This is a genomic window from Kutzneria sp. NPDC051319 (genome assembly GCF_040682195.1).
Classification (GTDB): Bacteria; Actinomycetota; Actinomycetes; order Mycobacteriales; family Pseudonocardiaceae; genus Kutzneria.
The window spans coordinates 92,738-113,348 of sequence record NZ_JBFBAM010000002.1 but is presented as its reverse complement, the minus strand read 5'-3'; the positions used below and the strand labels follow the sequence as shown (position 1 = coordinate 113,348).

Annotated in this window: 26 protein-coding genes; 13 read left to right on the top strand and 13 right to left on the bottom strand. The window is 69.5% G+C overall.

Features of this window, described 5'->3' with window-relative positions; genetic code table 11:
* The first annotated feature begins 85 nt into the window (after positions 1–85).
* Entirely contained in the window at positions 86–715 is a 630-nt protein-coding gene (locus AB0M73_RS02565; protein WP_363885909.1) for a TetR/AcrR family transcriptional regulator, read from the top strand.
* On the opposite strand, the gene AB0M73_RS02560 is transcribed toward AB0M73_RS02565, so the two are convergent.
* The 3 genes from AB0M73_RS02560 to AB0M73_RS02550 all read right to left on the bottom strand — a co-directional run bounded on the left by AB0M73_RS02560 (position 705) and on the right by AB0M73_RS02550 (position 2,293).
* A complete protein-coding gene (locus tag AB0M73_RS02560; protein WP_363885907.1) occupies positions 705–938 on the bottom strand; it encodes a hypothetical protein in 234 nt (77 codons plus the stop codon). The two genes, AB0M73_RS02565 and AB0M73_RS02560, sit on opposite strands and share 11 nt — an antisense overlap.
* Positions 939–1,034: 96 nt before the next feature.
* Complete coding sequence (locus AB0M73_RS02555) at positions 1,035–1,631, bottom strand: phosphatase PAP2 family protein (RefSeq protein ID WP_363885905.1); 597 nt, start codon at positions 1,629–1,631, stop codon at positions 1,035–1,037.
* 14 nt (positions 1,632–1,645) lie between these two features.
* Positions 1,646–2,293, bottom strand: coding sequence for a class I SAM-dependent methyltransferase (locus AB0M73_RS02550; RefSeq protein WP_363885903.1), 648 nt, complete (start codon positions 2,291–2,293; stop codon positions 1,646–1,648).
* Between the two features lie 73 nt (positions 2,294–2,366).
* Here AB0M73_RS02550 and AB0M73_RS02545 point away from each other — a divergent pair, with 73 nt between their 5' ends.
* Complete coding sequence (locus AB0M73_RS02545) at positions 2,367–3,254, top strand: AraC family transcriptional regulator (RefSeq protein ID WP_363885901.1); 888 nt, start codon at positions 2,367–2,369, stop codon at positions 3,252–3,254.
* On the opposite strand, the gene AB0M73_RS02540 is transcribed toward AB0M73_RS02545, so the two are convergent.
* Positions 3,223–3,960: an SDR family NAD(P)-dependent oxidoreductase gene (locus AB0M73_RS02540; protein ID WP_363885899.1), complete on the bottom strand. Its 738-nt coding sequence runs from the start codon at positions 3,958–3,960 to the stop codon at positions 3,223–3,225. The genes AB0M73_RS02545 and AB0M73_RS02540 overlap by 32 nt on opposite strands.
* Positions 3,961–3,977: 17 nt before the next feature.
* Positions 3,978–5,405, bottom strand: a complete 1,428-nt coding sequence (locus tag AB0M73_RS02535) for a DHA2 family efflux MFS transporter permease subunit (RefSeq protein WP_363885897.1) — start codon at positions 5,403–5,405, stop codon at positions 3,978–3,980.
* A gap of 51 nt (positions 5,406–5,456) precedes the next feature.
* Between AB0M73_RS02535 and AB0M73_RS02530 the strand changes: the two genes are divergently transcribed.
* Entirely contained in the window at positions 5,457–6,137 is a 681-nt protein-coding gene (locus AB0M73_RS02530) for a TetR/AcrR family transcriptional regulator (RefSeq protein WP_363885896.1), read from the top strand.
* A gap of 10 nt (positions 6,138–6,147) precedes the next feature.
* Positions 6,148–6,672: a DinB family protein gene (locus AB0M73_RS02525; RefSeq protein ID WP_363885894.1), complete on the top strand. Its 525-nt coding sequence runs from the start codon at positions 6,148–6,150 to the stop codon at positions 6,670–6,672.
* Here the strand turns inward: AB0M73_RS02525 and AB0M73_RS02520 are convergent.
* Positions 6,659–7,888, bottom strand: coding sequence for an MFS transporter (locus tag AB0M73_RS02520; protein WP_363885893.1), 1,230 nt, complete (start codon positions 7,886–7,888; stop codon positions 6,659–6,661). The two genes, AB0M73_RS02525 and AB0M73_RS02520, sit on opposite strands and share 14 nt — an antisense overlap.
* 43 nt (positions 7,889–7,931) lie before the next feature.
* Complete coding sequence (locus tag AB0M73_RS02515) at positions 7,932–9,638, bottom strand: hypothetical protein (protein WP_363885891.1); 1,707 nt, start codon at positions 9,636–9,638, stop codon at positions 7,932–7,934.
* A gap of 179 nt (positions 9,639–9,817) precedes the next feature.
* Here AB0M73_RS02515 and AB0M73_RS02510 point away from each other — a divergent pair, with 179 nt between their 5' ends.
* Positions 9,818–10,783, top strand: a complete 966-nt coding sequence (locus AB0M73_RS02510) for a BTAD domain-containing putative transcriptional regulator (RefSeq protein WP_363885889.1) — start codon at positions 9,818–9,820, stop codon at positions 10,781–10,783.
* A gap of 4 nt (positions 10,784–10,787) precedes the next feature.
* Positions 10,788–11,300, top strand: a complete 513-nt coding sequence (locus AB0M73_RS02505) for a pyridoxamine 5'-phosphate oxidase family protein (RefSeq protein WP_363885887.1) — start codon at positions 10,788–10,790, stop codon at positions 11,298–11,300.
* Between the two features lie 4 nt (positions 11,301–11,304).
* Here AB0M73_RS02505 and AB0M73_RS02500 read toward each other — a convergent pair whose 3' ends face one another.
* The gene (locus AB0M73_RS02500) at positions 11,305–11,661 is read right to left on the bottom strand and encodes a nuclear transport factor 2 family protein (RefSeq protein WP_363885885.1); all 357 of its coding nucleotides are present in this window, start codon (positions 11,659–11,661) and stop codon (positions 11,305–11,307) included.
* Positions 11,662–11,901: 240 nt separating this feature from the next.
* Here AB0M73_RS02500 and AB0M73_RS02495 point away from each other — a divergent pair, with 240 nt between their 5' ends.
* The 3 genes from AB0M73_RS02495 (at position 11,902) to AB0M73_RS02485 (ending at position 14,550) form a co-directional block, all read left to right on the top strand.
* The gene (locus AB0M73_RS02495) at positions 11,902–12,453 is read left to right on the top strand and encodes a DinB family protein (RefSeq protein WP_363885883.1); all 552 of its coding nucleotides are present in this window, start codon (positions 11,902–11,904) and stop codon (positions 12,451–12,453) included.
* A gap of 237 nt (positions 12,454–12,690) precedes the next feature.
* Positions 12,691–13,014, top strand: a complete 324-nt coding sequence (locus AB0M73_RS02490; RefSeq protein ID WP_043717013.1) for a helix-turn-helix transcriptional regulator — start codon at positions 12,691–12,693, stop codon at positions 13,012–13,014.
* Positions 13,015–13,404: 390 nt separating this feature from the next.
* A complete protein-coding gene (locus tag AB0M73_RS02485) occupies positions 13,405–14,550 on the top strand; it encodes a DUF222 domain-containing protein (RefSeq protein ID WP_363885880.1) in 1,146 nt (381 codons plus the stop codon).
* Positions 14,551–14,639: 89 nt separating this feature from the next.
* On the opposite strand, the gene AB0M73_RS02480 is transcribed toward AB0M73_RS02485, so the two are convergent.
* Positions 14,640–15,230, bottom strand: coding sequence for an ATP-dependent Clp protease proteolytic subunit (locus AB0M73_RS02480; RefSeq protein ID WP_043717015.1), 591 nt, complete (start codon positions 15,228–15,230; stop codon positions 14,640–14,642).
* Complete coding sequence (locus AB0M73_RS02475) at positions 15,227–15,841, bottom strand: ATP-dependent Clp protease proteolytic subunit (RefSeq protein WP_363885878.1); 615 nt, start codon at positions 15,839–15,841, stop codon at positions 15,227–15,229. Before AB0M73_RS02475 ends, AB0M73_RS02480 begins: the two co-directional genes overlap by 4 nt.
* Positions 15,842–15,974: 133 nt before the next feature.
* On the opposite strand from AB0M73_RS02475, the gene AB0M73_RS02470 reads away from it, so the two are divergent.
* From AB0M73_RS02470 to AB0M73_RS02460, 3 genes are read left to right on the top strand one after another with little or no spacing between them, the layout of a single operon-like run.
* Positions 15,975–16,529, top strand: a complete 555-nt coding sequence (locus tag AB0M73_RS02470) for a TetR/AcrR family transcriptional regulator (RefSeq protein WP_363885876.1) — start codon at positions 15,975–15,977, stop codon at positions 16,527–16,529.
* Positions 16,530–16,544: 15 nt separating this feature from the next.
* Entirely contained in the window at positions 16,545–17,741 is a 1,197-nt protein-coding gene (locus AB0M73_RS02465) for an FAD-dependent monooxygenase (protein ID WP_363885874.1), read from the top strand.
* Between the two features lie 45 nt (positions 17,742–17,786).
* Positions 17,787–18,221, top strand: a complete 435-nt coding sequence (locus tag AB0M73_RS02460) for a hypothetical protein (protein WP_363885872.1) — start codon at positions 17,787–17,789, stop codon at positions 18,219–18,221.
* A 69-nt stretch (positions 18,222–18,290) separates the two neighbouring features.
* Here AB0M73_RS02460 and AB0M73_RS02455 read toward each other — a convergent pair whose 3' ends face one another.
* The 3 genes from AB0M73_RS02455 to AB0M73_RS02445 form a co-directional block, all read right to left on the bottom strand.
* Positions 18,291–18,500 carry an antitoxin gene (locus AB0M73_RS02455; protein WP_363885871.1) on the bottom strand — a complete coding sequence of 70 codons (210 nt, stop codon included), beginning with the start codon at positions 18,498–18,500 and terminating at the stop codon, positions 18,291–18,293.
* A 113-nt stretch (positions 18,501–18,613) separates the two neighbouring features.
* On the bottom strand, positions 18,614–19,366 hold the full coding sequence (locus AB0M73_RS02450; protein ID WP_363885869.1) for an ABC transporter permease: 753 nt from the start codon (positions 19,364–19,366) through the stop codon (positions 18,614–18,616).
* A complete protein-coding gene (locus AB0M73_RS02445; RefSeq protein ID WP_363885867.1) occupies positions 19,363–20,280 on the bottom strand; it encodes an ATP-binding cassette domain-containing protein in 918 nt (305 codons plus the stop codon). Before AB0M73_RS02445 ends, AB0M73_RS02450 begins: the two co-directional genes overlap by 4 nt.
* 126 nt (positions 20,281–20,406) lie before the next feature.
* Between AB0M73_RS02445 and AB0M73_RS02440 the strand changes: the two genes are divergently transcribed.
* A complete protein-coding gene (locus AB0M73_RS02440) occupies positions 20,407–20,550 on the top strand; it encodes a hypothetical protein (protein ID WP_363885865.1) in 144 nt (47 codons plus the stop codon).
* Positions 20,551–20,611 lie beyond the last annotated feature (61 nt).

Genomic DNA, 20,611 nt, shown 5'->3' with positions numbered 1-20,611 from the left:
GCGATTACGGTCGTAAGGTTACGGCTGTAACCTTACGACGCGCAAGGACCTACTGCGGGTAAGTTTTCGAGTGTAAGCTCACGGGATGGCAGAAGAGGCGACCGTCCGGCCCCGCAACCGACGAGGCGAGGGCGCCCGCCTGCGCGACGAGATCGTCGAGGCGGCGGTGGAGCTGCTCGACGAGACGGGCGTCGAAAGCGCCATCACGCTGCGTTCCGTGGCCCGCCGGATCGGGATCGCGGCGCCGTCGATCTACCGCCACTTCCCCGACCAGCCGACGATCATGCTGGCCGTGGTCCGGCGGGCGTTCGCCGAGCTGGAGGGCTATCTGCGTGAAGCCGTCGACGCGGCCGGCGACGACCCACGGCAACGGCTTCTCGCCTGCTGCACCAGCTACCTTCGCTACGCGGAGGAACATCCCCAGCGGTACCGCACCATGTTCGCCGGCGTGTGGATGCCGGCGCTGGACACCACCACGGTGACGGCGGAGGAGGTCGCGGCTCTCGGCGACGCCTGCCTCCAGGTGCTGACCGAGACCCTGGCCGACTGCGTCGACTCCGGCCAGGCCACCAGCACCGACCTGTGGGCCGACACCGTCGCGTTGTGGATGGGCCTACACGGCCTGGCCCACCAGCGGTCGGTCACCGTCACCTTTCCGTGGCCGGCGGACATCGCCGACCGCATCATCACCGGGTTGGCCCACCTCAGGAACTGAGCTGTTTCTTCACCGGATCGGCGCCGGCCCGCTTGACGAGGCCGTCCCCTTCGGCGACGGAGTTCCACAGGCCGCGATCGACGCGGACCTTCTTGGTCTCACCGGTGTCGAGCTGCACCGTCAGATAGCGGTAGAGGTTCGAGCCGTCGGTCATACCGCGCGACTTGTCGAGGACTACGCCTTCCCATGCCTCGTCCGGGCCGGGCCGTCGTGATGTGAACATGACACAAGTCTGCGGGTCCGGGCCGTTCCCACAACTCGACCGGAAAGACAGACCTCCATCAACCGACCGGTTGATGTCGGCCTCAGCCGGCGTGCGTTATCGCGATACCCGGGCCATCGCGGCGACGATGACGGCCGCGATCAGCCAGCCCCCGACAACGTCGGTGAGGTAGTGCACGCCGAGGGCCAGGCGGGTGAAGCCGGTGATCACCGGCACCGCGACCGCCACCACCGTCCCGACCCGACGGGCGCGCTCGGACAGGGCCGGCCAGGCCACGATGAGCAGCACCGCGCAGGCCATGGCCGAGGTCAGCGCGTGCCCGGAGGGGAACGACGCACCGACGGCGTGCGAGACCGGGTCCGTCCAGTGTGGACGATCCCGGCCGATCAACACCTTCATGCCCGTTTCCACCAGGCCGGCCAACACCGTCGTGACCAGCACCCAGGATCCGGCTCGGGCCCGCCGCCGCCACAGCAGCCAGGCGGCGACGGCGATGAGGATCACGCGCAACGTCAAGGGCTGGAACACATCGGTCCACACCTGCACAACGGTGACGAACCAAGGATGGGCCAGCGCGAAGGCGTGCAGGCCGTCGGCGACGAGATGGTCGACCGCCAACACCGGCCCGAACGACGTGACCACCGCAAGCGTGACAACAACGGCGGCCACGGCCAGCAGGACCAATAACGTCACAGTCGAGCAACCTACTACCGATCCATCGGACGCACCGCGCGGTAGTAGGCGATGTCGCCCAGCACGGGATGCCGCCGCGTGGCCGTCCGCTCGCAGTCCAGGCCGGCCGCACCCAGCAGCTGGGCGAGGTCGTCGTCGAGGTGCGCGGCCTTCACCATGCGCTGGGCCAGGAATCCGTGGATCCCGTGCGCGTGGCCGACGAAGTCGACGAGGTGCAGGCGGCCGCCGGGCCGCAACACCCGTGCCACCTCCGCCGCCGTCGCCACCTTCGTGTCGTGGTCGAGGTGGTGGAACATCAGCGCCGACAGCACCCGGTCGAAGCTGCCGTCGGCATACGGCAGCTGCTGCCCGTACCCCTGCTCGAACCGGATTCCGTTCAGGTTACGGGCTTTTCGCCGAGCTCGGGCCAGGGCCAGCGGGTCCGGATCGGAACCGACGAGCTCCACGTCGGGGTGGATTCTCTTGGTCCGGACGGTGACGTTTCCGGTGCCGCACCCGATCTCCAGCACCCGGTGCCCGGCGGCCAGCTCGGCCTGGTCGATCAGGGCGCCGTGCACCTTGGCCGCGCCCAACAGGGCCGTGAACGCGTCGTAGAAGGGTAGGAAGGCGTCGCGGCCGGCAGCCGGCAGGTAGTCGCGGCTGGTAGGACGATGTTGGGTCATACGTCCATGGTGCTGTCGTTGAAGGCTCCGGAACATGGTCGATTGTTGGCGAAAGTAGGACTATCTTCGGGTCATGACCGAGGCGGCCAGGGCGGTCAGTCTCCGGGCCGGGGTGCCGGTCTACAGCTACCGGATCACGCCGGGCGGGCCGCCGGTGTCGGTGCTGCGGCTGGACGCGCACCACCAGCCCGGCGAGGCGCATCGGCACATCCACGATTTCCCGGTGCTGGTGTACGTCGAACGGGCCGGGCGCCTGGAGACAGGCGTCCCGCCGGTCCAAGCCCGGGCCGGAGACGCCTACGTGCTGGCGGCCGGCGCGGTGATCGATCCGGCCCAGGTGGCCGGGGTGGGCTCGGCGTTCGCCGTGTTCTTCGATTCCGCCGCGCTGGTCGGCGACGGGCAGGCGTCGTGGCAGTCCCATCCCCTGCTTTTCCCTTTCCTGCACGGGATTCGCGGCGGTCTGCTGCGCCTGCACGTGCCGTCGGTGCGTCAGCCGGCGTGGTCGGGCGCCATCGCCGCCATCGAGCGGGAGCTGGCCGACCGCGGCGCCGGCTACCGCCAGGCCGCGCTGGCCCATCTGACCCTGCTGCTGGTGGACGTGGCCCGGCTGGCCACCGATGTGGTCGGCGATCTCCGCCGTAGCAACGAAACCCTGCTGGCCGAGGTGTTCGACGTCATCCAGCGCCGCTTCGCCGAGCCGCTGTCCCTGCGCGACGTGGCCGCGAGCGTCGGCGTCACCCCGGGCTACCTGACCACGGTCGTCCGTCGTCGCACCGGGCGCACCGTGGTGGACTGGATCACCGAGCACCGCATGGTCCGGGCCCGCCGCCTGCTGTCGGAGACCGATCGGCCCGTGCAGGAGATCGCCCGCCAGGTCGGCCTGCCCGATCCGGCGTACTTCACGCGGGTGTTCCGGGCCAACAACGGCGTCACGCCAAGGGACTGGCGCCGCGAGTCGTGAGCGGCAACCCGTCGCGGAAGAAGCCGCCGGTGGGGCCGTCGGGCGGCAACGTCGCGGCCCACACCACGCCGCGGGCGCTGTCGGCGGGGGAACGGTCGTCGGCGTCGTCGCCGCGTTCGGGGTGGGTGGCGGTGGCGCCGGGGTCGACGGAGTTGACCAGGATGGGCGTGTCGGCCAGCGCCCGGGCCAACACCTCGGTGAGGACGTTGAGCGTGTGCTTGGCGAAGGAATGCGCCGGTGCGCGCAGGCTGGCGCCCAGGTCGAGGCCGATGGCGATCTGCAACGCGGACACGCTGGAGACGTTGACGACGCGGGCAGCCGAAGCCTTTTTCAGCATGGGCAGCAGGGTCTGGACCAGATGCCACGGACCGAGCACGTCGACGTCCAGGGCCGAGCGGACGGCGGAGATGTCGGCGTCCAGGGCAGACAACACGGCGAAGTCGACGACGTCGCTGGCGTTGTTGACCAGCACGTCGAGGTGGCCGAAGGTCCGGGTCACATTATCGGCGACCGAGGCCATGGCGCCGGGCTGAGCGAGGTCGAGTCGTAGTGCGGTGGCGTTGCCCAAGGCGGCGGCGAGGGGTTCGACGCGGGCGAGGTCGCGGGCGGTGAGGATGACGTGGTAGCCGAGCTCGGACAGCTGCGTGGCGACGGCGAAGCCGAGGCCTTCACCGCGGCCGGCGCCGGTGATCAGGGCGGTTTTCATGGCGGACTCTTTCGGGGTCACTGCTGAGCGTGCCTGGGCAGCAGCCCGACCAGCAGCAGGGCAAGCAGGAACACGGCGGCGGTGATGGCGAAGACCAGCTGGGCGGCGGCGAAGTAGCCGGCGGAGGCGGCGCGGGCGAAGAACACCGTGCCCAGAGCGGCCACGCCGATGGCGCCGGCGAACTGCTGGGCGGCGTTGAGGACGCCGGCGCCGGTGCCGACCTCCTCGGGGGTGGCGTCGCCGAGGATGAAGTCGAACAGCGGGATGAACAGCAAGCCGGTGCCGAAGCCGGTGACGAACAGGGCCGGGGCCAGCTCCCACACCGTGATCGAAGAGCCGAAGTGGGCGGCGGTCCACCACAGGCCGAGCAGGCCTACGACGGCGACGGCCAGGCCGAGGTGCAGGCCGGCGCGGCCGAGCTTCGCGGCCAGCACGGCGCCGGACAGCAGCGTGGCGACGGCGGTGCCGGCGGCCCACGGGATCAGGGCGAAGCCGGTGTCCAGCGGGGTCCAGCCGAGGCCGGACTGCAGCAGCAGGTTGACGACCAGCACGAACGCGCTGAGCGCGGCGTAGAAACCGCCGGTGATCAGCAGGCCGACGACGAAGCTGCGCTTGCCGAACAGCGAGCGGGTGATGACCGGGTGGCGGCTGCGGCGTTCGGACGCGACGAACAGGCCGAAGGCGACCAGGCCGGCGGCGATCATCACGTACGTCCAGGCCGGCCAGCCGAGGTCGCGGCCCTGGATGAGCGGCACGATCAGCAGCGCCGAGCCGGCCGTGAGCAGGGCGACGCCACGCACGTCGAGGCGGGCGGCGCGGTCCTCGCCGGCGTGACGGGGCAGCGCGAACCAGCCGACGGCCAGTGCGAGCAGGCCGAACGGGATGTTGATCAGGAAGATGGCGCGCCACTGGCTGCCGAACAGGTCGAGGTGCAGCAGCCAGCCGGCCAGGATCGGACCGGCCACGGTGGCCAGGCCCATGATCGGGCCGACCGGCATGAAGGCGCGGCGCAGCAGGTGCGGCGGGAAGGCGACCTTGACCAGGGCCATGCCCTGGGGGATGAGCACCGAGCCGAACAGGCCCTGGAGCACGCGGGCGCCGATCAGGAGCCCGGCGCCGGGCGCGAGGCCGCAGGCCAGCGAGGCGAGGGTGAAGCCGGTCAGGCCGAGCAGGAACAGCCGGCGGCGGCCGAGCAGGTCGCCGAGCCGGCCGGAGGTGATCAGGCCGAGGGCGAAGGCGGCGGTGTAGGCCGACAGCACCCATTGCAGGGTCATCGGGCCGCCGCCGAGGTCGGCGCGGATGGACGGGCCGGCCAGGTTGGCCACGCTCGTGTCGAGGAGGTCCATCAGCTCGGCGAGGACCACGACGACCAGGACCAGCCAGGCCCGGCGCGGGGGCAGCGGGGCGACTGGGGCCGCCGAAGACGAACTAAGTTCGATACTCACGAACTAAGTTCTACTCAACGAACTTAGTTCGTGTCAAGGTAGGCTGGCCCCATGTCCACCGACCCACCCCGCGCCGGCCGCCCGGAACGGCGGCCGCGCAAGCCGCCGATCACCGCTGACCGCATCACCGACGCGGCGTTGCAGGTCATCGCAGCCGAGGGATACGACGCGCTGACCGTCCGCCGGGTCGCCGCCGTGCTCGACACCGGGCCGTCCTCGCTGTACGCCCACATCGTCAACAAGGACGACCTCGACGACCTGCTCGTCGCCCGGCTCTGCGCCGAGATCCAGCTGCCCGGGCCCGATCCCGTGACATGGCGTGAGCAGCTGATCGACGTCTTCGTCCAGCTGCGCGACCAGTACCTCAAGTACCCCGGCGTGTCCAAGGCCGCGCTGGCCATGATGCCCATGCACCTGGAAACGCTGCGGGTCCAGGAGGGCCTGCTGGCGATCATGCTGGCCGGCGGCGTCGAACCGCGGGCCGCCGCCTGGACCCTGGACGCCCTCACCCTCTACGTCAGCGCCTACGCCCTGGAGCGCTCACTCGTGCGGCAGCGCCAGCAGCACCACGACGACGCCTGGATCGTCAGCCGCGAGGACATGGTCGACCGCTTCACCGCCCTGCCGGCCGACCGCTTCCCCCTCACGAGACGCCTCGCCGCCGAGCTGAACTCGGGCGACGGCCACGACCGTTTCGACTTCACCCTCAGGATGATCATCGGCAAGCTGTAGGGGTGCACCCATGTCCGAGATAGACCGGCTCCTCCGCGAGTACGACCGCGCCCGCGCCTACACCGACGAGCTGTGGCGGGACCTCAGCCCGGACGAGGTCGTCTGGCGTCCGCACGAGAACTCCAGCGCCATCGGCTGGCACCTCGGGCACCAGGCCCACGTCGCCCACTTCATGGTGCGCAACCTGACCGCCGCCGAGCCCAGCCCCGATCCCGAGCTGGACGGGATCATGGACTCCGCCCAGCCCGAGCGGTTCCGCGGCGCGCTGCCGACCGTCGAGCGGCTCACCCTCTTCCGGGACACCGTCGCCGAACGCGTGCACGCCCGACTCGGCGACATCGCCGGCGGCCGCGTTGCCGCCCCCGATCAGCTCGCGGTCGTCGGCCGGCACCTGCTCATCGCCCTGATCAACCACGAGTACCAGCACGACCAGTGGATCGGCGAGGTCCGCTCCCGCGACCTCGGCCACGAACTCCCGCCCGACCCCGACACCGACCTCGTCGGCCGGGTGGACGGTTACCTCATGCTGTCCTGACTTCGGTTCGTGCATCCTCGCCGCCGGCCCGTGAGCGCCGCAGGCCGACGGCCGCCAGCGGCACGAGGGCGATGGTCAACAGGGCCGACACCACCAGGCCGCCCTCGGTGCCCACGGCCTGCACGAGCGGCCCGCCGAGGGCCAGGCCCAACGGCGCAGCCACGTTCGAGCAGGCCGTCCACAGCGTGAGCACCGGCTGCTGCTCGGACGGCGCGAGCACCCCCTGCACGACGGTGTAGACCACGGGCGTGAACGGCGCATAGATCACGCCGCCGAGGAAGAACACGACGGCCGCGTACGGCACCGACGGCGCGAAGGTCAGCAGCACCACGACCACACCCCACAGGCCGATGATCGAGACGAGCACCCGGTGCTCGGGCAGCTTCCGCAACAGGCCCGTCAGCACCGCGCCGATCAGCGCCCCGACGCCGAAGCCGGTCCAGATCACGCCCAGCGACAGGCCGTCGCCGTGCAGCGGGCCGCGCACCAGCAACGGCAGGGCGATCTCCACCGGCATGTAGAACAGGTTGAAGCCGAACACCACCACCAGCAGCCGGGCCGCCAGCGGAATCCGCCGCAGGATCCGCAACCCGGAGGCGGGAATCCGGTCGCCCTCCACCGATCCCGCGGTCGACGGCGTGACGAACACCGCCGCCAGCAGCAGCACCTGGGCCGCCCCGTCGACGACCAGGGCGATGCCCGGATTCTGGCCGGTGGCCAGCACGCCGCCGATCACCGGGCCGATGGCGTACGCCGCGAGGCTCTGGCTGGTGCCGAGCAACCCGTTGGCCGCCAACCGATCCTCCGGCGCCACCAGCTCGGTCACCACCAGCCGGCGGGAGCTGACGCCGACCATCCGCAAGATGGAACCGAACAGCAGCCCGCAGACCAACGCCGGCAGCGTGATCGCGTCGGCCATGGCCAGCAGCCCCAACCCGGCCAGCACCGCCCCGCGCAGCAGGCAGTCCACGATGATCGACGCCCGCGGCGGTATGCGCAGCCTGGTCAGCCCGATGGTGAAGGCCAGCGCCGTGGCCAGCACGTACGGCGCCGCCTCCACCGCCGAGATGGCCAGCGGCGCCGGCACGTCGCCGTGAATCCGCAGGGTGAGCAGGGGAAGCGCGGTGATGATGGCCCCGTCGCCCACATTGGCCACGACATCGCCCACCAGCACCGCGCTCACCCGGTGATCCCGCAGGACCCGCCAGTACTCCATCCGGCCATTCTGGGTCCTCCAGCGCACTGGAGGTCCAGTGATCTCAGCTCAGACGCATCTTGCCGTCGTAGAAGCCGGTCGGGATCGAGAACCAACCGTGCCAGCCGCCGTTTTCCACGGAGCCCCACCAGAACGTGCTCATCACATGACCATCGGCCGCAGTGGTGAACAACTGCGTCTGACCGTTGAGCGTCGTCACGGAAATCGCGGCGTTGGCCGCCGTCACGCCGTCCCCGTATCCCGTGGGGATGGAGAACCACGCGTGCCAACCACCGTTGTCGGTGATGTCACCGGACCAGAACGTCGACATCACATGGCCATCCGGAGCCCGCGTGTAGAGCTGGCTGCCGGCCACGGTCACAGTGGCGTTCGCGGCCGCCACACCGTCGTAGAAACCGGTCGGGATGGAGAACCAGCCGTGCCAGCCGCCGTTTTCCACGGAGCCCCACCAGAACGTGCTCATCACGTGGCCATCGGCCGCTGTGGTCAACAGCTGCGTCTGGCCGTTGATCGTCGTCACGGAAATCGCGGCGTTGTTGGCCGTCAGGCCGTCGCCATAGCCGGTGGGGATGGAGAACCACTCGTGCCAGCCGCCATTGGTGTTGGCACCCGACCAGAACGTCGACATCACATGGCCATCCGGAGCCCGCGTGTACAGCTGGGTGCCGGCCACGGTCACGGTGGCATTCGCCGCCGCCACACCGTCGTAGAAGCCGGTGGGAATGGCGAACCAGTCGTGCCAACCGCCGTTGGTGGTGATGGCCCCGGACCAGAAGGTGCTCATCACGTGGCCGTCGGGCGCGGTGGTGAACAGCTGGGGCTGGCCGTTGATCGTCGTGGTCGACACGGTGGCGTTGGGTGCGGCCTTGCCGTCGTAGAAACCGGTCGGGATCGAGAACCACTCGTGCCAACCGCCGTTGGTGGTGATGTTGCCGGCCCAGAACGTGCTGATCACGTGGCCGTCGGCGGCGGTGGTGAACAGCTGCGTCTGGCCGTTGATCGACGTCACCGTGACGGTGGCGTTCGGCGCGGTGACGCCGTCGCCGTAGCCGGTGGGAATCGAGAACCACTCGTGCCAACCGCCGTTGTCGGAGCCGCCGGACCAGAAGGTCGACATCACGTGGCCGTCCGGGGCGATGCCGTACTCCTGCCCGCCCGTGGCCGTCACGACCGCTCGCACGCCGGTCGGCGGCGGGGTGTCGTCGAGGATGTTCTTGTAGCGGTAGATCTTGTAGCTGCTGGCCGGCCAGCCGACCCAGCTCGAATTGTGAATGTTGGTGTGGCCGTGGGAGATCGGCGTGTCTCCCCAGCTGTAGTAGCTGAAGTTGCCGTTGTTGTCGTCCCACTTCTCGAAGATGAACGCGTGCCCGGTCGGGTACACGGCGGTGGACCGGTTGAAGAAGTCGCCCGGCTTCAGGTCCTGCCACGGGATCTCGTAGCCGTAGGTCGGCAGATCGGCCGTGCTGGGGCTGTGGGCCAGGTGCAGCGCCATCGAGACGTAGCCGGAGCAGTCGTGGCGGTAGGAGCCGTCACCGCTGGGGCCGGGCGAGTACGCGCTCTGGTCGTACGGGCCGGGATTGTGGTCGTACCAGGCTTTCGCCCGCGCGATGACCTCCGACCGGGTGATCGTGCCACCCAGCGACGAAGTTGCCGGGGCCGCCGTCGCGGCCGGCGCCGTCACCGTCGTCACGACGCCGGTCAGCAGCACCGCTGCCGCCGACACCGTGGCCAGTAATCTGCCGAGTCTCATGTTCCCCCTCTATAACCCCTGAAGCGCAACGAGAAGTCCATGGTGGCGGATCGTGGCGGCCGGGTGATCACCGTCGGCCGGGGTGCAATTTCGGTGGTCAACGCGGCGTCGACGGCCCCGGTACGGGTTCGGTACGGGCAGACTGGGTCGCGGAGACGGTCACATGACGCGGGGGGACAGTGGAGACGATCGAGGGAAAGGCGGTCGGTCACCTGATCGCGGAACGCAGACGGGCCACGGGTATCACCCAGAAGGAGCTGGCAGAGCGCTCATGCCTGAGCATCGGGGCCGTGCGCGACATCGAGCAGGGCCGCACCGCGCGGCCGCGGCCCGCCGCGCTGCGCAACCTGTTCAGGGCCATCGGACTCGATGATGAGCATCTGTCATATGTCTTGACCGCAACGCCGTGGCGGTTCCGGGTGTTGGGCCCGTTCGCGGTGACGTGCAACGGCGTGCCGGTGGATGTCGGCTCGGCCCGGCAACGCGCCGTTCTGGGACTGCTCGCGTTGTCCCCCAACGACTTCGTGCACCGCGACGCCATTGCCGACGCCCTGTGGACGGATCGGTCGGCCAAGGCGGCACGCCGACTCGTCCCGGCCGCGGTGAGCCGGCTGCGCCGGGCGCTGGCCAAGAACCGGACGGCGAGGCGCGAGCTCCTGGTGTCGGACGGCCCCCGCTACCGGCTCGTCGTGCACGTGGACGAGCACGACCTGCTGCGGTTCCGACATCTCGTGCGGGCAGAGGACCACGAGGCGGCGCTGCGGCTGTTCCACGGCGATCCCCTCGCCGATCTCCCGGACCTGCACAGCCTGCCCGAACACACGACGATCAGGATCGAGCACACCGATGCCGTGCTCGCCTACGCCGACATCGCGCCCGCCGGGGCCGCGCTCCCCCACCTGCGCGCCGCGTCCGCTGCCGAACCCCTGCACACCGGCGTGCAGGCCAAGTACCTGCTCGCCCTGGCCGGCACCGGGCAGACGGCCGTGGCGCTGCGGCACTTCGAGGTCGTCCGGCAGCAGCTGGCCGACGAGTTGGGCATGGCGCCGGACGACGTGCTGCTGGCCGCCCGGCGGCGGATCCTCGGCCGGGCCCGCGAGGGTGTCGATTCAGGTGCGTCCCGTTCGACGCTGGGGTATGACTGACGCCATGAACGAGCCCAGCTCGACCCGGAACCTCGATCTGTACGGGCACGCGGAACTGCCGTGGAGCAGGCCCCGAGACATCCTGGCCACGGACACCCCGACGGCGGACCTGACGTTCTTCGTGGCGACGGTGCGCCCGGACGGGCGGCCGCACACGGCCGGTGTCGGGGCGGTGTGGGTGGACGACGCGCTGTACTTCGTCGGCGGGCCGGGAACGCGAAGGTCACGCAACCTGGCGGCGAATCCGGCGTGCAGCGTGGCGGTGCGGCTGCGAGGCATCGACCTGACCATGGAGGGCGAGGCCCACCGGGTCACGGACGCGGAGACGCTGGAGCGGCTGGCGGCGGTGTTCCGCAGCGGTGGCTGGCCGGCGTCGGTCGACGGCGACGCGCTGACTGCGCCCTACAGCGCACCGAGTGCGGGGCCGGCGCCCTGGCATCTCTACCGCCTGACGCTGCGCTCCGCGGTCGGCGTCGCCGGGCAGGAGCCGCACGGGGCCACCCGCTGGACGTTCTGAGACGTCACGGCGCCCCCTGCTCGTGGAAGCTGCGCCGCCACTCGCCGTCGTCCAGCATGTAGACGCTGGTGCATTTGAGCAGCTCCGGGAGGACCGAGCCGCCCGCTTCGAGCCGGGCCGTGTACGTCAGCACCACGGCGGCGTCGGTCAGCTCCACCGTACGCGTCGACTCCAGCCGGCAGGCCCGCCAGCGCGGCGGGCCTGCGTAGTGGTCCAGGACCTCTTTGCGCCGCAATGGCCCGTCCGCGAGCAGCACCACCGCCCCATCGGTCATCACGCGGTCCAGGAACTCGACGGCCGTGCCGGCGACGATCGCGTCCCAGCACGCCTGTTCCAGTTCCCACGGTCCCGGACTGTGCATCCGCGCGACGCCCCATAACTCGACAACAGTTTCCTCAAGAAAGTGTTGCATAGTGCATGATGGGTCGGCGGGCCCACCGGTCGACCAGGGCGGGCGGCGGCGCGACGGAGGTGTCGACGGCACGGGCGAAGACCGGCCGGGACAACCGCTCGTCGAGGCCAAGCGCTTCGGCATTGTCGCCTAGGAGACCGTCCGCCAACGCGGACAGCAGTTGTCCTCAATGCGTTCTAGCATCGCTCCATGGACACCAACCTCGACTGGACCGACCTGCTCATCGACCAGGCCGACTGGCACTGGACGAACCAGCTGCGGCCGCGGTTGGAGGGCCTGAGCGACGACGAATACCGCTGGGAACCGGTGGCCGGGGCATGGAACGTGCGGCCCCGGGGCACCAGCGCCACCGCCATGGCCGCCGGCACCGGCGACTACGTCATCGACTTCGCCTTCCCCCAGCCCGACCCCGCCCCCGTCACCACCATCGCCTGGCGCCTCGGCCACATCATCGTCGGCGTCCTCGGCATGCGCGTCGCCTCCCACTTCGGCGGCCCCGCCATGGACTACAACAACCACGACTACCCCGGCGACGCCGCCACCGCCCTCCGCCAACTCGACGACAACTACCAGGCGTGGATGGACGGCGTGCGCAAGGCCGACCTCGCCGAGCCCTGCGGCCCCGCCGAAGGCCCCTTCGCCGACAGCCCCATGGCCCGGCTCGTCCTGCACATCAACCGCGAACTCCTGCACCACGGCGCCGAGATCGCCCTGCTGCGCGACCTCTACCGTTGGCGGTGAGGTTCTGCCGGTGGCGATGAGGTTCTGCCGGTAGCGGTGAGGTTCTGCTGGTGGCGATGAGGTTCTGCTGGTAGCGGTGAGGTTCTGCTGGTAGCGGTGAGGTTCTGCTGATGGCGGTGAGGTTCTCCTGGTAGCGGTGAGGTTCTCCCGGTAGCGGTGAGGTTCTGCCGGTGGCGGTGAGTTCGCTGGCAGCGTAAGGCCGGTCCGCGCGCCGCCAACCGATGCCACCATGGCCGCATGGCGGACATCATCCCGTTCCCGCGCACCCGCGCCCCCGAACCCCTCTGGCGCGAGGCCCTGGGCCGCAGCCTCCGCGCCGCCCGCGAGGAACAAGGCGACCGCCTCATCGACACCGCCGAACGCGCCGGCATCTCCCCCCAGTACCTCTCCGAGATCGAACGCGGCCGCAAGGAACCCTCCAGCGAGATGATCGCCGCGGTCACCGGAGCGCTGGGGATTGAGCTGTCGACGCTGCTGCTGGAGATCGCCGGCGATGTGCAACGCCTGCAGCGACTGCGGCGGCCGACAGGGCCGGCGGGGCCGGTGTTGATGGCTGCGTAGGGGCGGGCGTTGGGTCGTGGTGGTGCGGCGCGTCTGGTGGTGCGGCGCGTCTGGTGGTGCGGCGCGTCTGGTGGTGCGTCGGATGTCCGCACCGCGCGGTTGCCAGCCTTTGCCTACAAAGCACGATCACTCTGTTCGGCATGCGGTTCTGGAGTGAGGGTGCGCGGAGCAGGTGGGTGGGCGGGGCGCGTTGCGCGGCATCGGTGGGTGGGTGCGCGTGTTTACAGAAGGCTTGGGACGGGCCGAAGGGTGAGGGTTCGATCATGGCGAGGAAGGTGTTGCAAGAGGAGGTGGAAAGCGCTTTCCAGCGAAGGGATTGAAGGCCGCCACGATCGTGTATAGGTTGGTGCGTAACGGAAGTCGATCACAAAAGGGTAGTAGAATGGGGATATGTCAGCGAATCCTGAATTCCCTGCCGACACCGAAGGGTGGCAGCACGGCGAACTGGAGCTGTGGCAAGCCGGCGAAGAAGCCGAAGCCCGGTATCGCGCGCTCTACATCCAGCAGTTGGAGCGGGTGTGGGAGGTGTGGGACCGATCGTTGAAGTCGAAAGAGGACCGGACCTCGATCGTGTCGACAATGGTGATCCGCTGGCGGCTCACCATCAGGGAAGCGCGTGAGCGGCTTCGGTACGCGGAGTTGTTCCACAGCCAAGCGATCCGCGAAGCAGGCCGCGCTGGAGAGTTGGACCGGCAGCACCTGAAGATCATCCACGAGACGTTGCGGATAGCGCCGGCGGTCGAGCGGGGCCGGGTTGAGGCGTCGTTGTTGGAGAACGTCCAGTTCGACGAGGGCGAGTTCAAGAACATCGCGCAGCGAATCCTGTTCCATCTCAACCAGGACGGCAAAGCGCCGGACGACCGGGAGTTGCGGGCGCCGAAGCGGGAGTTCCGCTTCGAACGCAAGCTGGACGGCAGCATGGTGTTCTGGGGAATGCTTGACCAGGAGTACGGGGCGAAGATCGCGGCGATGCTCAGCGCGCTGGCCAAGCCCACCTCGGGCACAGACCCCCGCACCACCGCCGAGCGGCAGGGCGATGCGTTCGCGGAGATCATCGAACTGGCCTCCCGCAGCGAAGGCCTGCCCGAGCAGGGCGGGGAACGGCCGCACCTGACGCTGTCGATGTCGTTCCAGGACTTCATGGACAACACGGGTGTGGCGAAGGTCGAAGGCGGTGGCGTGATGAGCGCAGCCGAAGCACGGCGGATCGCCTGTGACAGCACGGTGATGCGGCTGGTGCTCGGGGCCGGCAAAGAGATCCTGGACGTGGGGCGGCAGCAGCGCACGGCCCCGAAGGGGATCCGCAAGGCGCTGATCGAGCGGGATGGCGCTTGCGCGTTCCCGGGATGCCAGACGGAGCCGGCGCGATGCCACGCCCACCATGTGGTCGAATGGGCGAACGGAGGACCGACCAGCCTGGACAACATGGTCCTCCTCTGCGGAGCCCACCACCGGCTCATCCACCACAGCCGATGGACGGTGAAAATGGTGGACCAGCGGCCGGTGTTCTCCGACGGGCTCGGGGAAACGGCGTAGAGAAGGCCCGCGCCGGCGGTCCCGGCGCGGGGCAGCACGACTACGCCGGCACAAGCTGGTCACGCAGCGCCGGCCAGGCTCACGGGGCGCTAGGCCTTGTGCTCGAAGACGAAGTCGGCCAAGCCGTAGGCGACCGCGCCCGGGGCGTCGAAGACGCGGTCACGGTCGGTGTCGTGGCGGAGCTGGGCGACGTCGTGGCCGGTGTGGCGGGAGAGGATGTTCTCCAACTGGGTGCGCACGCGGACGACCTCATCGGCCTGAAGGATGAGATCGGGAATGGTGCCACGGCCCTGAGCGGCGGGCTGATGGAGCACCACGCGGGAATGAGGCAACACGGCGCGGCGGCCGGGGGCGCCGGCGGCGAGGAGCACGGCGGCAGAGGCGACGGCCTGGCCGATGCACGTGGTGGTCACGGGAGACTTGATGAAACGCATGGTGTCGTACAGGGCGAGCATCGCCGACGGGTCGCCGCCGTCGGAATTGATGTACAGCTGGACCTCCTGCTCCGGGTTCTCCGCCTCCAAGAACAACATCTGCGCGATGAGGGCATTGGCCACGCCGGAATCGATGCCGGTGCCGAGATAGACGATCCGCTCCGAAAGCAGGTGCGAGTAGACATCCATGATCCGCTCGCCGCCGGCGACACGGGTGATGACATTGGGAATGGTGTACGTGCTCATGCGGAAGCCCCCAGACCCAGAGCATGAGTGCGGACGGGCACGACCTGGCCCAGCGCCGCGACGATGTGGTCGATGAAGCCGTACTCCAAGGCCTGCTCGGTGGTGAACCAGCGGTCATGCAAGGAATCGGCGAAGATCCGCTCGATCGACTGCCCGGTGTCCTCGGCGACGAGACCGAGCACGGTGTCCCGGGTATGGCGCAGATCATCGGCCTGCACCTCGACCTCCACGGCGGAGCCGCCGATGCCGGACGAGCCCTGGTGCATCAAGATCCGGGCATGCGGCAAGGCAAAACGCTTGCCGGGAGTGCCGGCCGAGAGCAGGAACTGCCCGGCGCTGCACGCCAAGCCGATGGCCAGAGTCGAGACATCACACGGCACCAGCCGCATCACGTCCCGAATCGCCAACATCGAAGGGACAGAGCCGCCGGGCGAATGGATCCACAGCGCGATGTCCTTGCGCGGATCCTCACTCGCCAGCGACAACATCTGAGTCGCCAACACGGTTCCGTTGTCGTCGTCGAGCACACCGTCGAGGATCAGCACCCGCTGGCTGAAAAACCGCTCACGGAGCCGATGATCGAACAGCGGCGACCTGTCGTCGTTTGCCATGCCCCCGACAATGCCGGCGACACAGCACGGCTCGGGACACACGCTGCTGTGGGCAGATCAGCCCACGGCGAAGCTGTGCTACCGTCTAGGGCAGTCGTACAGGACGACTGCCCTAGACAAAAGAAGGAGCGCGATGCCGGCGGCGGAGCGTGGCCGCGAGGTGCGACAACGACTGTTGTCGGCGGCGGTGGAGCTGATCCCGGAGCGGGGCTGGCCGGCGGTGAGCACGAGGGTGCTGGCAGAGCGCGCGGGCGTGACGCCCAGCGTGGTGCACTACCACTACTCCTCGCTGCCGGCGCTGCTGAACGAGGCCGTGGTCGGCGTGATGCGCCAGATGCTGGCGGAGCTGGACGGGTTTCTCGACGCCGCGAGCACGCCGGCGGAGGCCGTGGACCTGATGCTGGCCTCGGTCAACCAGTACTCGGGGACGGATCCGCTGTCGTTGCTGTTCATCGAGGCGTACCTGGCCGCCACGCGGGACCCCGAGCTCCGCGAGGAGATCGCGACCGTGGTGGACGGCTTCCGGGAGCGATTCGGCCGCTGGCTGGACGAGCACGGGGTGCCGGAGCCGGTCGAGACGGCGGCGGTGCTGGTGGCCTCGATCGACGGCCTGCTGCTGCACCGAGGGCTGGGCACGCGACCGAACCCCGAGGCGGTGAACGCCGTTCTACGCAGGCTCCTTCCCTGAGCAGAGGAGAAGGCAATGAAGGTGGTGATCTGCGGCGCCGGGATCGCCGGGCTGACGCTCGCGAACCGGTTGTCCGTGCTGGGTGACGAAGTTGTGCTGCTGGAGCGGGCACCCGGCCCGCGCACGCAGGGATACATGATCGATTTCTTCGGAACGGGATACGACGCGGTCGAGGCCATGGGGCTGCTGCCGGCGGTCGAGAACGTGGCGTACACAGTGGACGAAGCCAGCCTGCTCGACGAGGACGGGCGACGCCGCGGCCGGGTACAGTACACCCAGTTCGCGAAGGCGATTCACGGCCGGCTGCTGAGCGTGATGCGGCCCGATCTGGAACGAGTGCTGCGCGAGAACCTGCCCGAGGCGGTCGACTTGCGTTTCGGCGCAACGGTTACAGCCGTGAACGACCACGGCGACGGCGTCACGGTGGGACTGGGCGACGAGGAGATCGAGGCGGATCTGCTCGTCGGCGCGGACGGCATCCATTCGACCGTGCGGCGACTGGTGTTCGGCGAGAAGCCCTTGCGCTGCCTGGGTTTTCACACGGCGGCGTTCCAGTTCGACGCACCGGAGATCCACGCGGCGATCGGCGACCGGTTCTGCCTGACCGACACCGTCGGCCGGCAGATGGGGTTCTACGCCCTGCGTGACGGCCGGGTGGCGGCGTTCGCCGTGCACCGCACGACGGATCCGCAAGTGCCAAAAGACCTGCGAACGGCGATCAGGGAGTCGTACCGAGGGCTGGGCTGGGTCGTGCCGACGGCGCTCGACCGATGCCCACCGTCGTCGGAGATCTACTACGACCAGGTGGCGCAGATCGAGATGCCGCGCTGGGGCAAGGGAAGAGTGGTGCTGGTCGGCGACTCCTGCTACGCGGTCTCGCTGCTCGCCGGTCAGGGGGCATCGCTCGGCATCGCCGGCGCCTACGTGCTGGCCCACCAACTGGCCCACGAGCCGTCGATCGAGCGGGCGGTGTCCGAGTACGAACGGCTGTGGCGGCCGATCACCGAGGAAAAGCAGCAGACGGCCCGGGCCGGCGCGCGCTGGTTCCTCCCGGAATCCGTTATCCAGCTGAGGATCCGTCGCGCCGCGCTGAAGGCGGCTCGCCTGCCGTTGGTCAACCGCTTCGTCGCCGGGGCGCTGGCCGGCAAATCCAGTGCGCTCATCACGGCCATGCGCGCACCCGGGCGAAATCCCGTTGTCCGATATCCGTAGAGTGACCCACTGACACGGTTTGTTCTCTCAGGGGGGAAGTTCCTGATGCGCTCTGCGCTGCTCGTTGTCGTGCTCGGGGCCGCTGTGCTGACGTCCGCCTGCGGCTCGTCGCCCGCGGCCGACACCTGCACGCCGGACCAGGCCAAGGTCGCCACCGCCCAGGCCGCGAAGACCAAGGCCGACGCAGACCTCAAGGCGGCCGACGACAAGGTGGCCAAGGCCAAGGCCGACTCCACCGCCGCCGACGCCGTGATGAACAAGGCCAACGCCGACGCCGACGCGCTGCAGGCCTCCGGCGCCACCGACGCGGAGTCCTCGGCCAAGGCCGCCGAGGCGGCCGCCACCGCGGCCGAGGCCATCTCCAAGTCCACCGACGCCACCGTGGCCGTCAAGGCGGCCGAGGAGGACCAGGCCACGCTCAAGGGCAAGGCCGACGAGGCGGCCAAGGCCGTCAAGAACGCCCAGTCCTGCAAGAGCTGACCGGCCTGCAAGAGCTAGCAGGCCGAGCCGGCCCGTACACGAATCACGGGCCGGCTCGGCGTGGCCTGACTACTGCTGCTGCTCGCCGCCACCCCAGTTGCGCAGGCCTTCCTTGGCCTTGTCCGCACCCTGGTTGATCTGGTCGGAGTGCTTGTTGCCGGTCTTCTCGTCGACGAACTGACCGGCCCGGTCGACGCCGTCGTCGACCTTGTCGCCGTGCTGGCCGACCATGTCCTTGGCCTTGTCCTTCATCTCGTTGAACTTGTCCGAGAGAGCCATCTCGCCTCCAGATTGGACGGTCGTACCCGAGGAGGCTGCCCGGCTCCGAGGAGGCCAAACCCGGCCTCCCCAATTCGGGTGACGGCCCGACAACACTTGTTGTCGACGAGCCCTCACGTCCTCGGATCGCGACCGAACAACGCCCGCGACGCCAGGTAGCCGACCAGTGCCAGGCCGACGCACCACAGCACGGCCGCCAACGCGCCGTCGACCGGCGTGTCCAGCACCAGCCCCCGCAACGTGTCGGTGATCGGCGTGAACGGCTCGTGCGCAGCGAACCACCGTACCGCGCCGGACATCGAGTCGGTCGGCACGAAGGCGCTGCTCAGCAGCGGCAGGGTCTGGAGCAGGAACACGAACGGCATCCCGGCCTCGGGTGTCCTCGCCGCCAGCCCGACCGCCACCCCCACCCAGGTCAACGCGAGCGTGAGCAGCACGACCATCCCGAGCAGAGCCAGCCATCGCACCGGGTCCGTGGTCGGGCGGAAGCCCAGCAGCAGCGCGACGGCGATGACCAGCAGAACGCTGACCACCGTGCGAATCACGGAGCCGAGCACGTGCCCGGTCAGGACGCTGGCCCGGGGAACAGCCATGGTGCGGAACCGATTGACGACACCGGAGGCCATGTCCCGGGTGAGCATCAGCGACATGGTCGAGGAGCCGTAGCCGACGGTCATGACCAGGATGCCGGCCACCAGGTAGTCGACGTAGGCCCCGTGCGCGACGCCGACCTGCAGCGCCCCGCCGAACACCCCGACGAACAACAACAGCAGCACCACCGGCATGACGACGGACAGCATCATCGCACCGGGATCACGAAGGCCGTGCTTCATGTTGCGCCGCAACATGATCGCCGTGTAGCTCATCGCGTCGCCTCCTTGGTCAGGGCGAAGAACACGTCGTCGAGGTCGGGGGTGTGCACGGACAGCTCCAGGGCCTGGATCCCGGCCAGCCGCAACCGGCCCAGCACCTCCTGCAGCGCGGCGACGTCGCCGTCGCCGGGAATGGCCAGCGTCAGCGCCTCCTCGTCCCTCGTCGCGTCGACGAAGATCGCCGCCGCGGCGGCCAGCCCCGCGTCATCGGCGAAGCGCAGGCGCACGTGCCCGCCGGGGATGCCACGCTTGAGCTCGGCCGGCGTGCCGACCGCCACCAGCCGGCCGTTGTCCAGCACCGCCACCCGGTCGGCCAGCTCGTCGGCCTCCTCCAGGTACTGCGTGGTGAGCAGGATCGTCACGCCGTCGGCCACGAGCTCCCGCACGATCCGCCACGTCGTCTGTCGGCTGCGCGGGTCGAGGCCTGCGGTCGGCTCGTCCAGGAAGATCACCCTCGGCCGGCCGACCAGCGTCATCGCCAGGTCCAGCCGTCGCCGCATGCCCCCGGAGTACGTCGACGCCGGCTTGCCGGCCGCCTCCGTCAGCTCGAAGCGGGCCAGCAGGTCGGTGGCGCGGCGACGCCCCTCGGCGCGGTCGAGGCGGTGCAGATCGGCCATCAGCAGCAGGTTCTCCCGGCCGGTCAGCAGGTCGTCCACCGCCGAGAACTGGCCGGTGACGCCGATCGCCTTCCTGATGTCGCCGGGGTCCCGGCACCCCGCCACGGCGAACTCCCCCGCGTCGGCGTGGATCAGGGTGGACAGGATCCGCACCACCGTCGTCTTACCCGCGCCGTTCGGTCCCAACAGGGCGAAGACGGCGCCCTGGTCGACGTCCAGGTCGACATCGTCCAGCACCACCTTGTCGCCGAAACTCTTGCGCAGTCCACGGACCGTGATCGCGCTGCCCATGGCGCCCCCCTTCGTTCGTGTCAACTGCGCACGAGCATCGGCGCGCCCGGTTTCACGGCGGTTTCAGCTCGGTGTCTCGGGCAATCGCCGGTGGACGCGGCCGAACGGCCCCTAAGATCACCTGTCATGACCGAGGGTCACGAACCGACGCCGCCCGAGGCCGGTGTCGCCAACGACATGTCGGGCGAGGTGACCGGCCACGCCGTGCAGACCGGCAATGTCGGGGCAACATCCACATCGGCGACGTGGTCAATCCGCCGCGGACGGTGAACCGCAAGGTCGTGGCCATCTCCGTGGCCGCCGTGGTGGTGATCGCCGTTCGCCGTGACCG

Coding starts and splice junctions, on each gene's coding strand:
- AB0M73_RS02550 (WP_363885903.1), bottom strand. CDS start 2,293: ATGACCCAACATCGTCCTACCAGCCGCGACTACCTGCCGGCTGCCGGC.
- AB0M73_RS02500 (WP_363885885.1), bottom strand. CDS start 11,661: ATGCACAGTCCGGGACCGTGGGAACTGGAACAGGCGTGCTGGGACGCG.
- AB0M73_RS02455 (WP_363885871.1), bottom strand. CDS start 18,500: ATGGCTCTCTCGGACAAGTTCAACGAGATGAAGGACAAGGCCAAGGAC.
- AB0M73_RS02470 (WP_363885876.1), top strand. CDS start 15,975: ATGCCGGCGGCGGAGCGTGGCCGCGAGGTGCGACAACGACTGTTGTCG.
- AB0M73_RS02560 (WP_363885907.1), bottom strand. CDS start 938: ATGTTCACATCACGACGGCCCGGCCCGGACGAGGCATGGGAAGGCGTA.
- AB0M73_RS02505 (WP_363885887.1), top strand. CDS start 10,788: ATGAACGAGCCCAGCTCGACCCGGAACCTCGATCTGTACGGGCACGCG.
- AB0M73_RS02565 (WP_363885909.1), top strand. CDS start 86: ATGGCAGAAGAGGCGACCGTCCGGCCCCGCAACCGACGAGGCGAGGGC.
- AB0M73_RS02460 (WP_363885872.1), top strand. CDS start 17,787: ATGCGCTCTGCGCTGCTCGTTGTCGTGCTCGGGGCCGCTGTGCTGACG.
- AB0M73_RS02525 (WP_363885894.1), top strand. CDS start 6,148: ATGTCCGAGATAGACCGGCTCCTCCGCGAGTACGACCGCGCCCGCGCC.
- AB0M73_RS02520 (WP_363885893.1), bottom strand. CDS start 7,888: ATGGAGTACTGGCGGGTCCTGCGGGATCACCGGGTGAGCGCGGTGCTG.
- AB0M73_RS02540 (WP_363885899.1), bottom strand. CDS start 3,960: ATGAAAACCGCCCTGATCACCGGCGCCGGCCGCGGTGAAGGCCTCGGC.
- AB0M73_RS02515 (WP_363885891.1), bottom strand. CDS start 9,638: ATGAGACTCGGCAGATTACTGGCCACGGTGTCGGCGGCAGCGGTGCTG.
- AB0M73_RS02440 (WP_363885865.1), top strand. CDS start 20,407: ATGACCGAGGGTCACGAACCGACGCCGCCCGAGGCCGGTGTCGCCAAC.
- AB0M73_RS02485 (WP_363885880.1), top strand. CDS start 13,405: ATGTCAGCGAATCCTGAATTCCCTGCCGACACCGAAGGGTGGCAGCAC.
- AB0M73_RS02545 (WP_363885901.1), top strand. CDS start 2,367: ATGACCGAGGCGGCCAGGGCGGTCAGTCTCCGGGCCGGGGTGCCGGTC.
- AB0M73_RS02475 (WP_363885878.1), bottom strand. CDS start 15,841: ATGGCAAACGACGACAGGTCGCCGCTGTTCGATCATCGGCTCCGTGAG.
- AB0M73_RS02490 (WP_043717013.1), top strand. CDS start 12,691: ATGGCGGACATCATCCCGTTCCCGCGCACCCGCGCCCCCGAACCCCTC.
- AB0M73_RS02530 (WP_363885896.1), top strand. CDS start 5,457: ATGTCCACCGACCCACCCCGCGCCGGCCGCCCGGAACGGCGGCCGCGC.
- AB0M73_RS02465 (WP_363885874.1), top strand. CDS start 16,545: ATGAAGGTGGTGATCTGCGGCGCCGGGATCGCCGGGCTGACGCTCGCG.
- AB0M73_RS02480 (WP_043717015.1), bottom strand. CDS start 15,230: ATGAGCACGTACACCATTCCCAATGTCATCACCCGTGTCGCCGGCGGC.
- AB0M73_RS02450 (WP_363885869.1), bottom strand. CDS start 19,366: ATGAGCTACACGGCGATCATGTTGCGGCGCAACATGAAGCACGGCCTT.
- AB0M73_RS02495 (WP_363885883.1), top strand. CDS start 11,902: ATGGACACCAACCTCGACTGGACCGACCTGCTCATCGACCAGGCCGAC.
- AB0M73_RS02445 (WP_363885867.1), bottom strand. CDS start 20,280: ATGGGCAGCGCGATCACGGTCCGTGGACTGCGCAAGAGTTTCGGCGAC.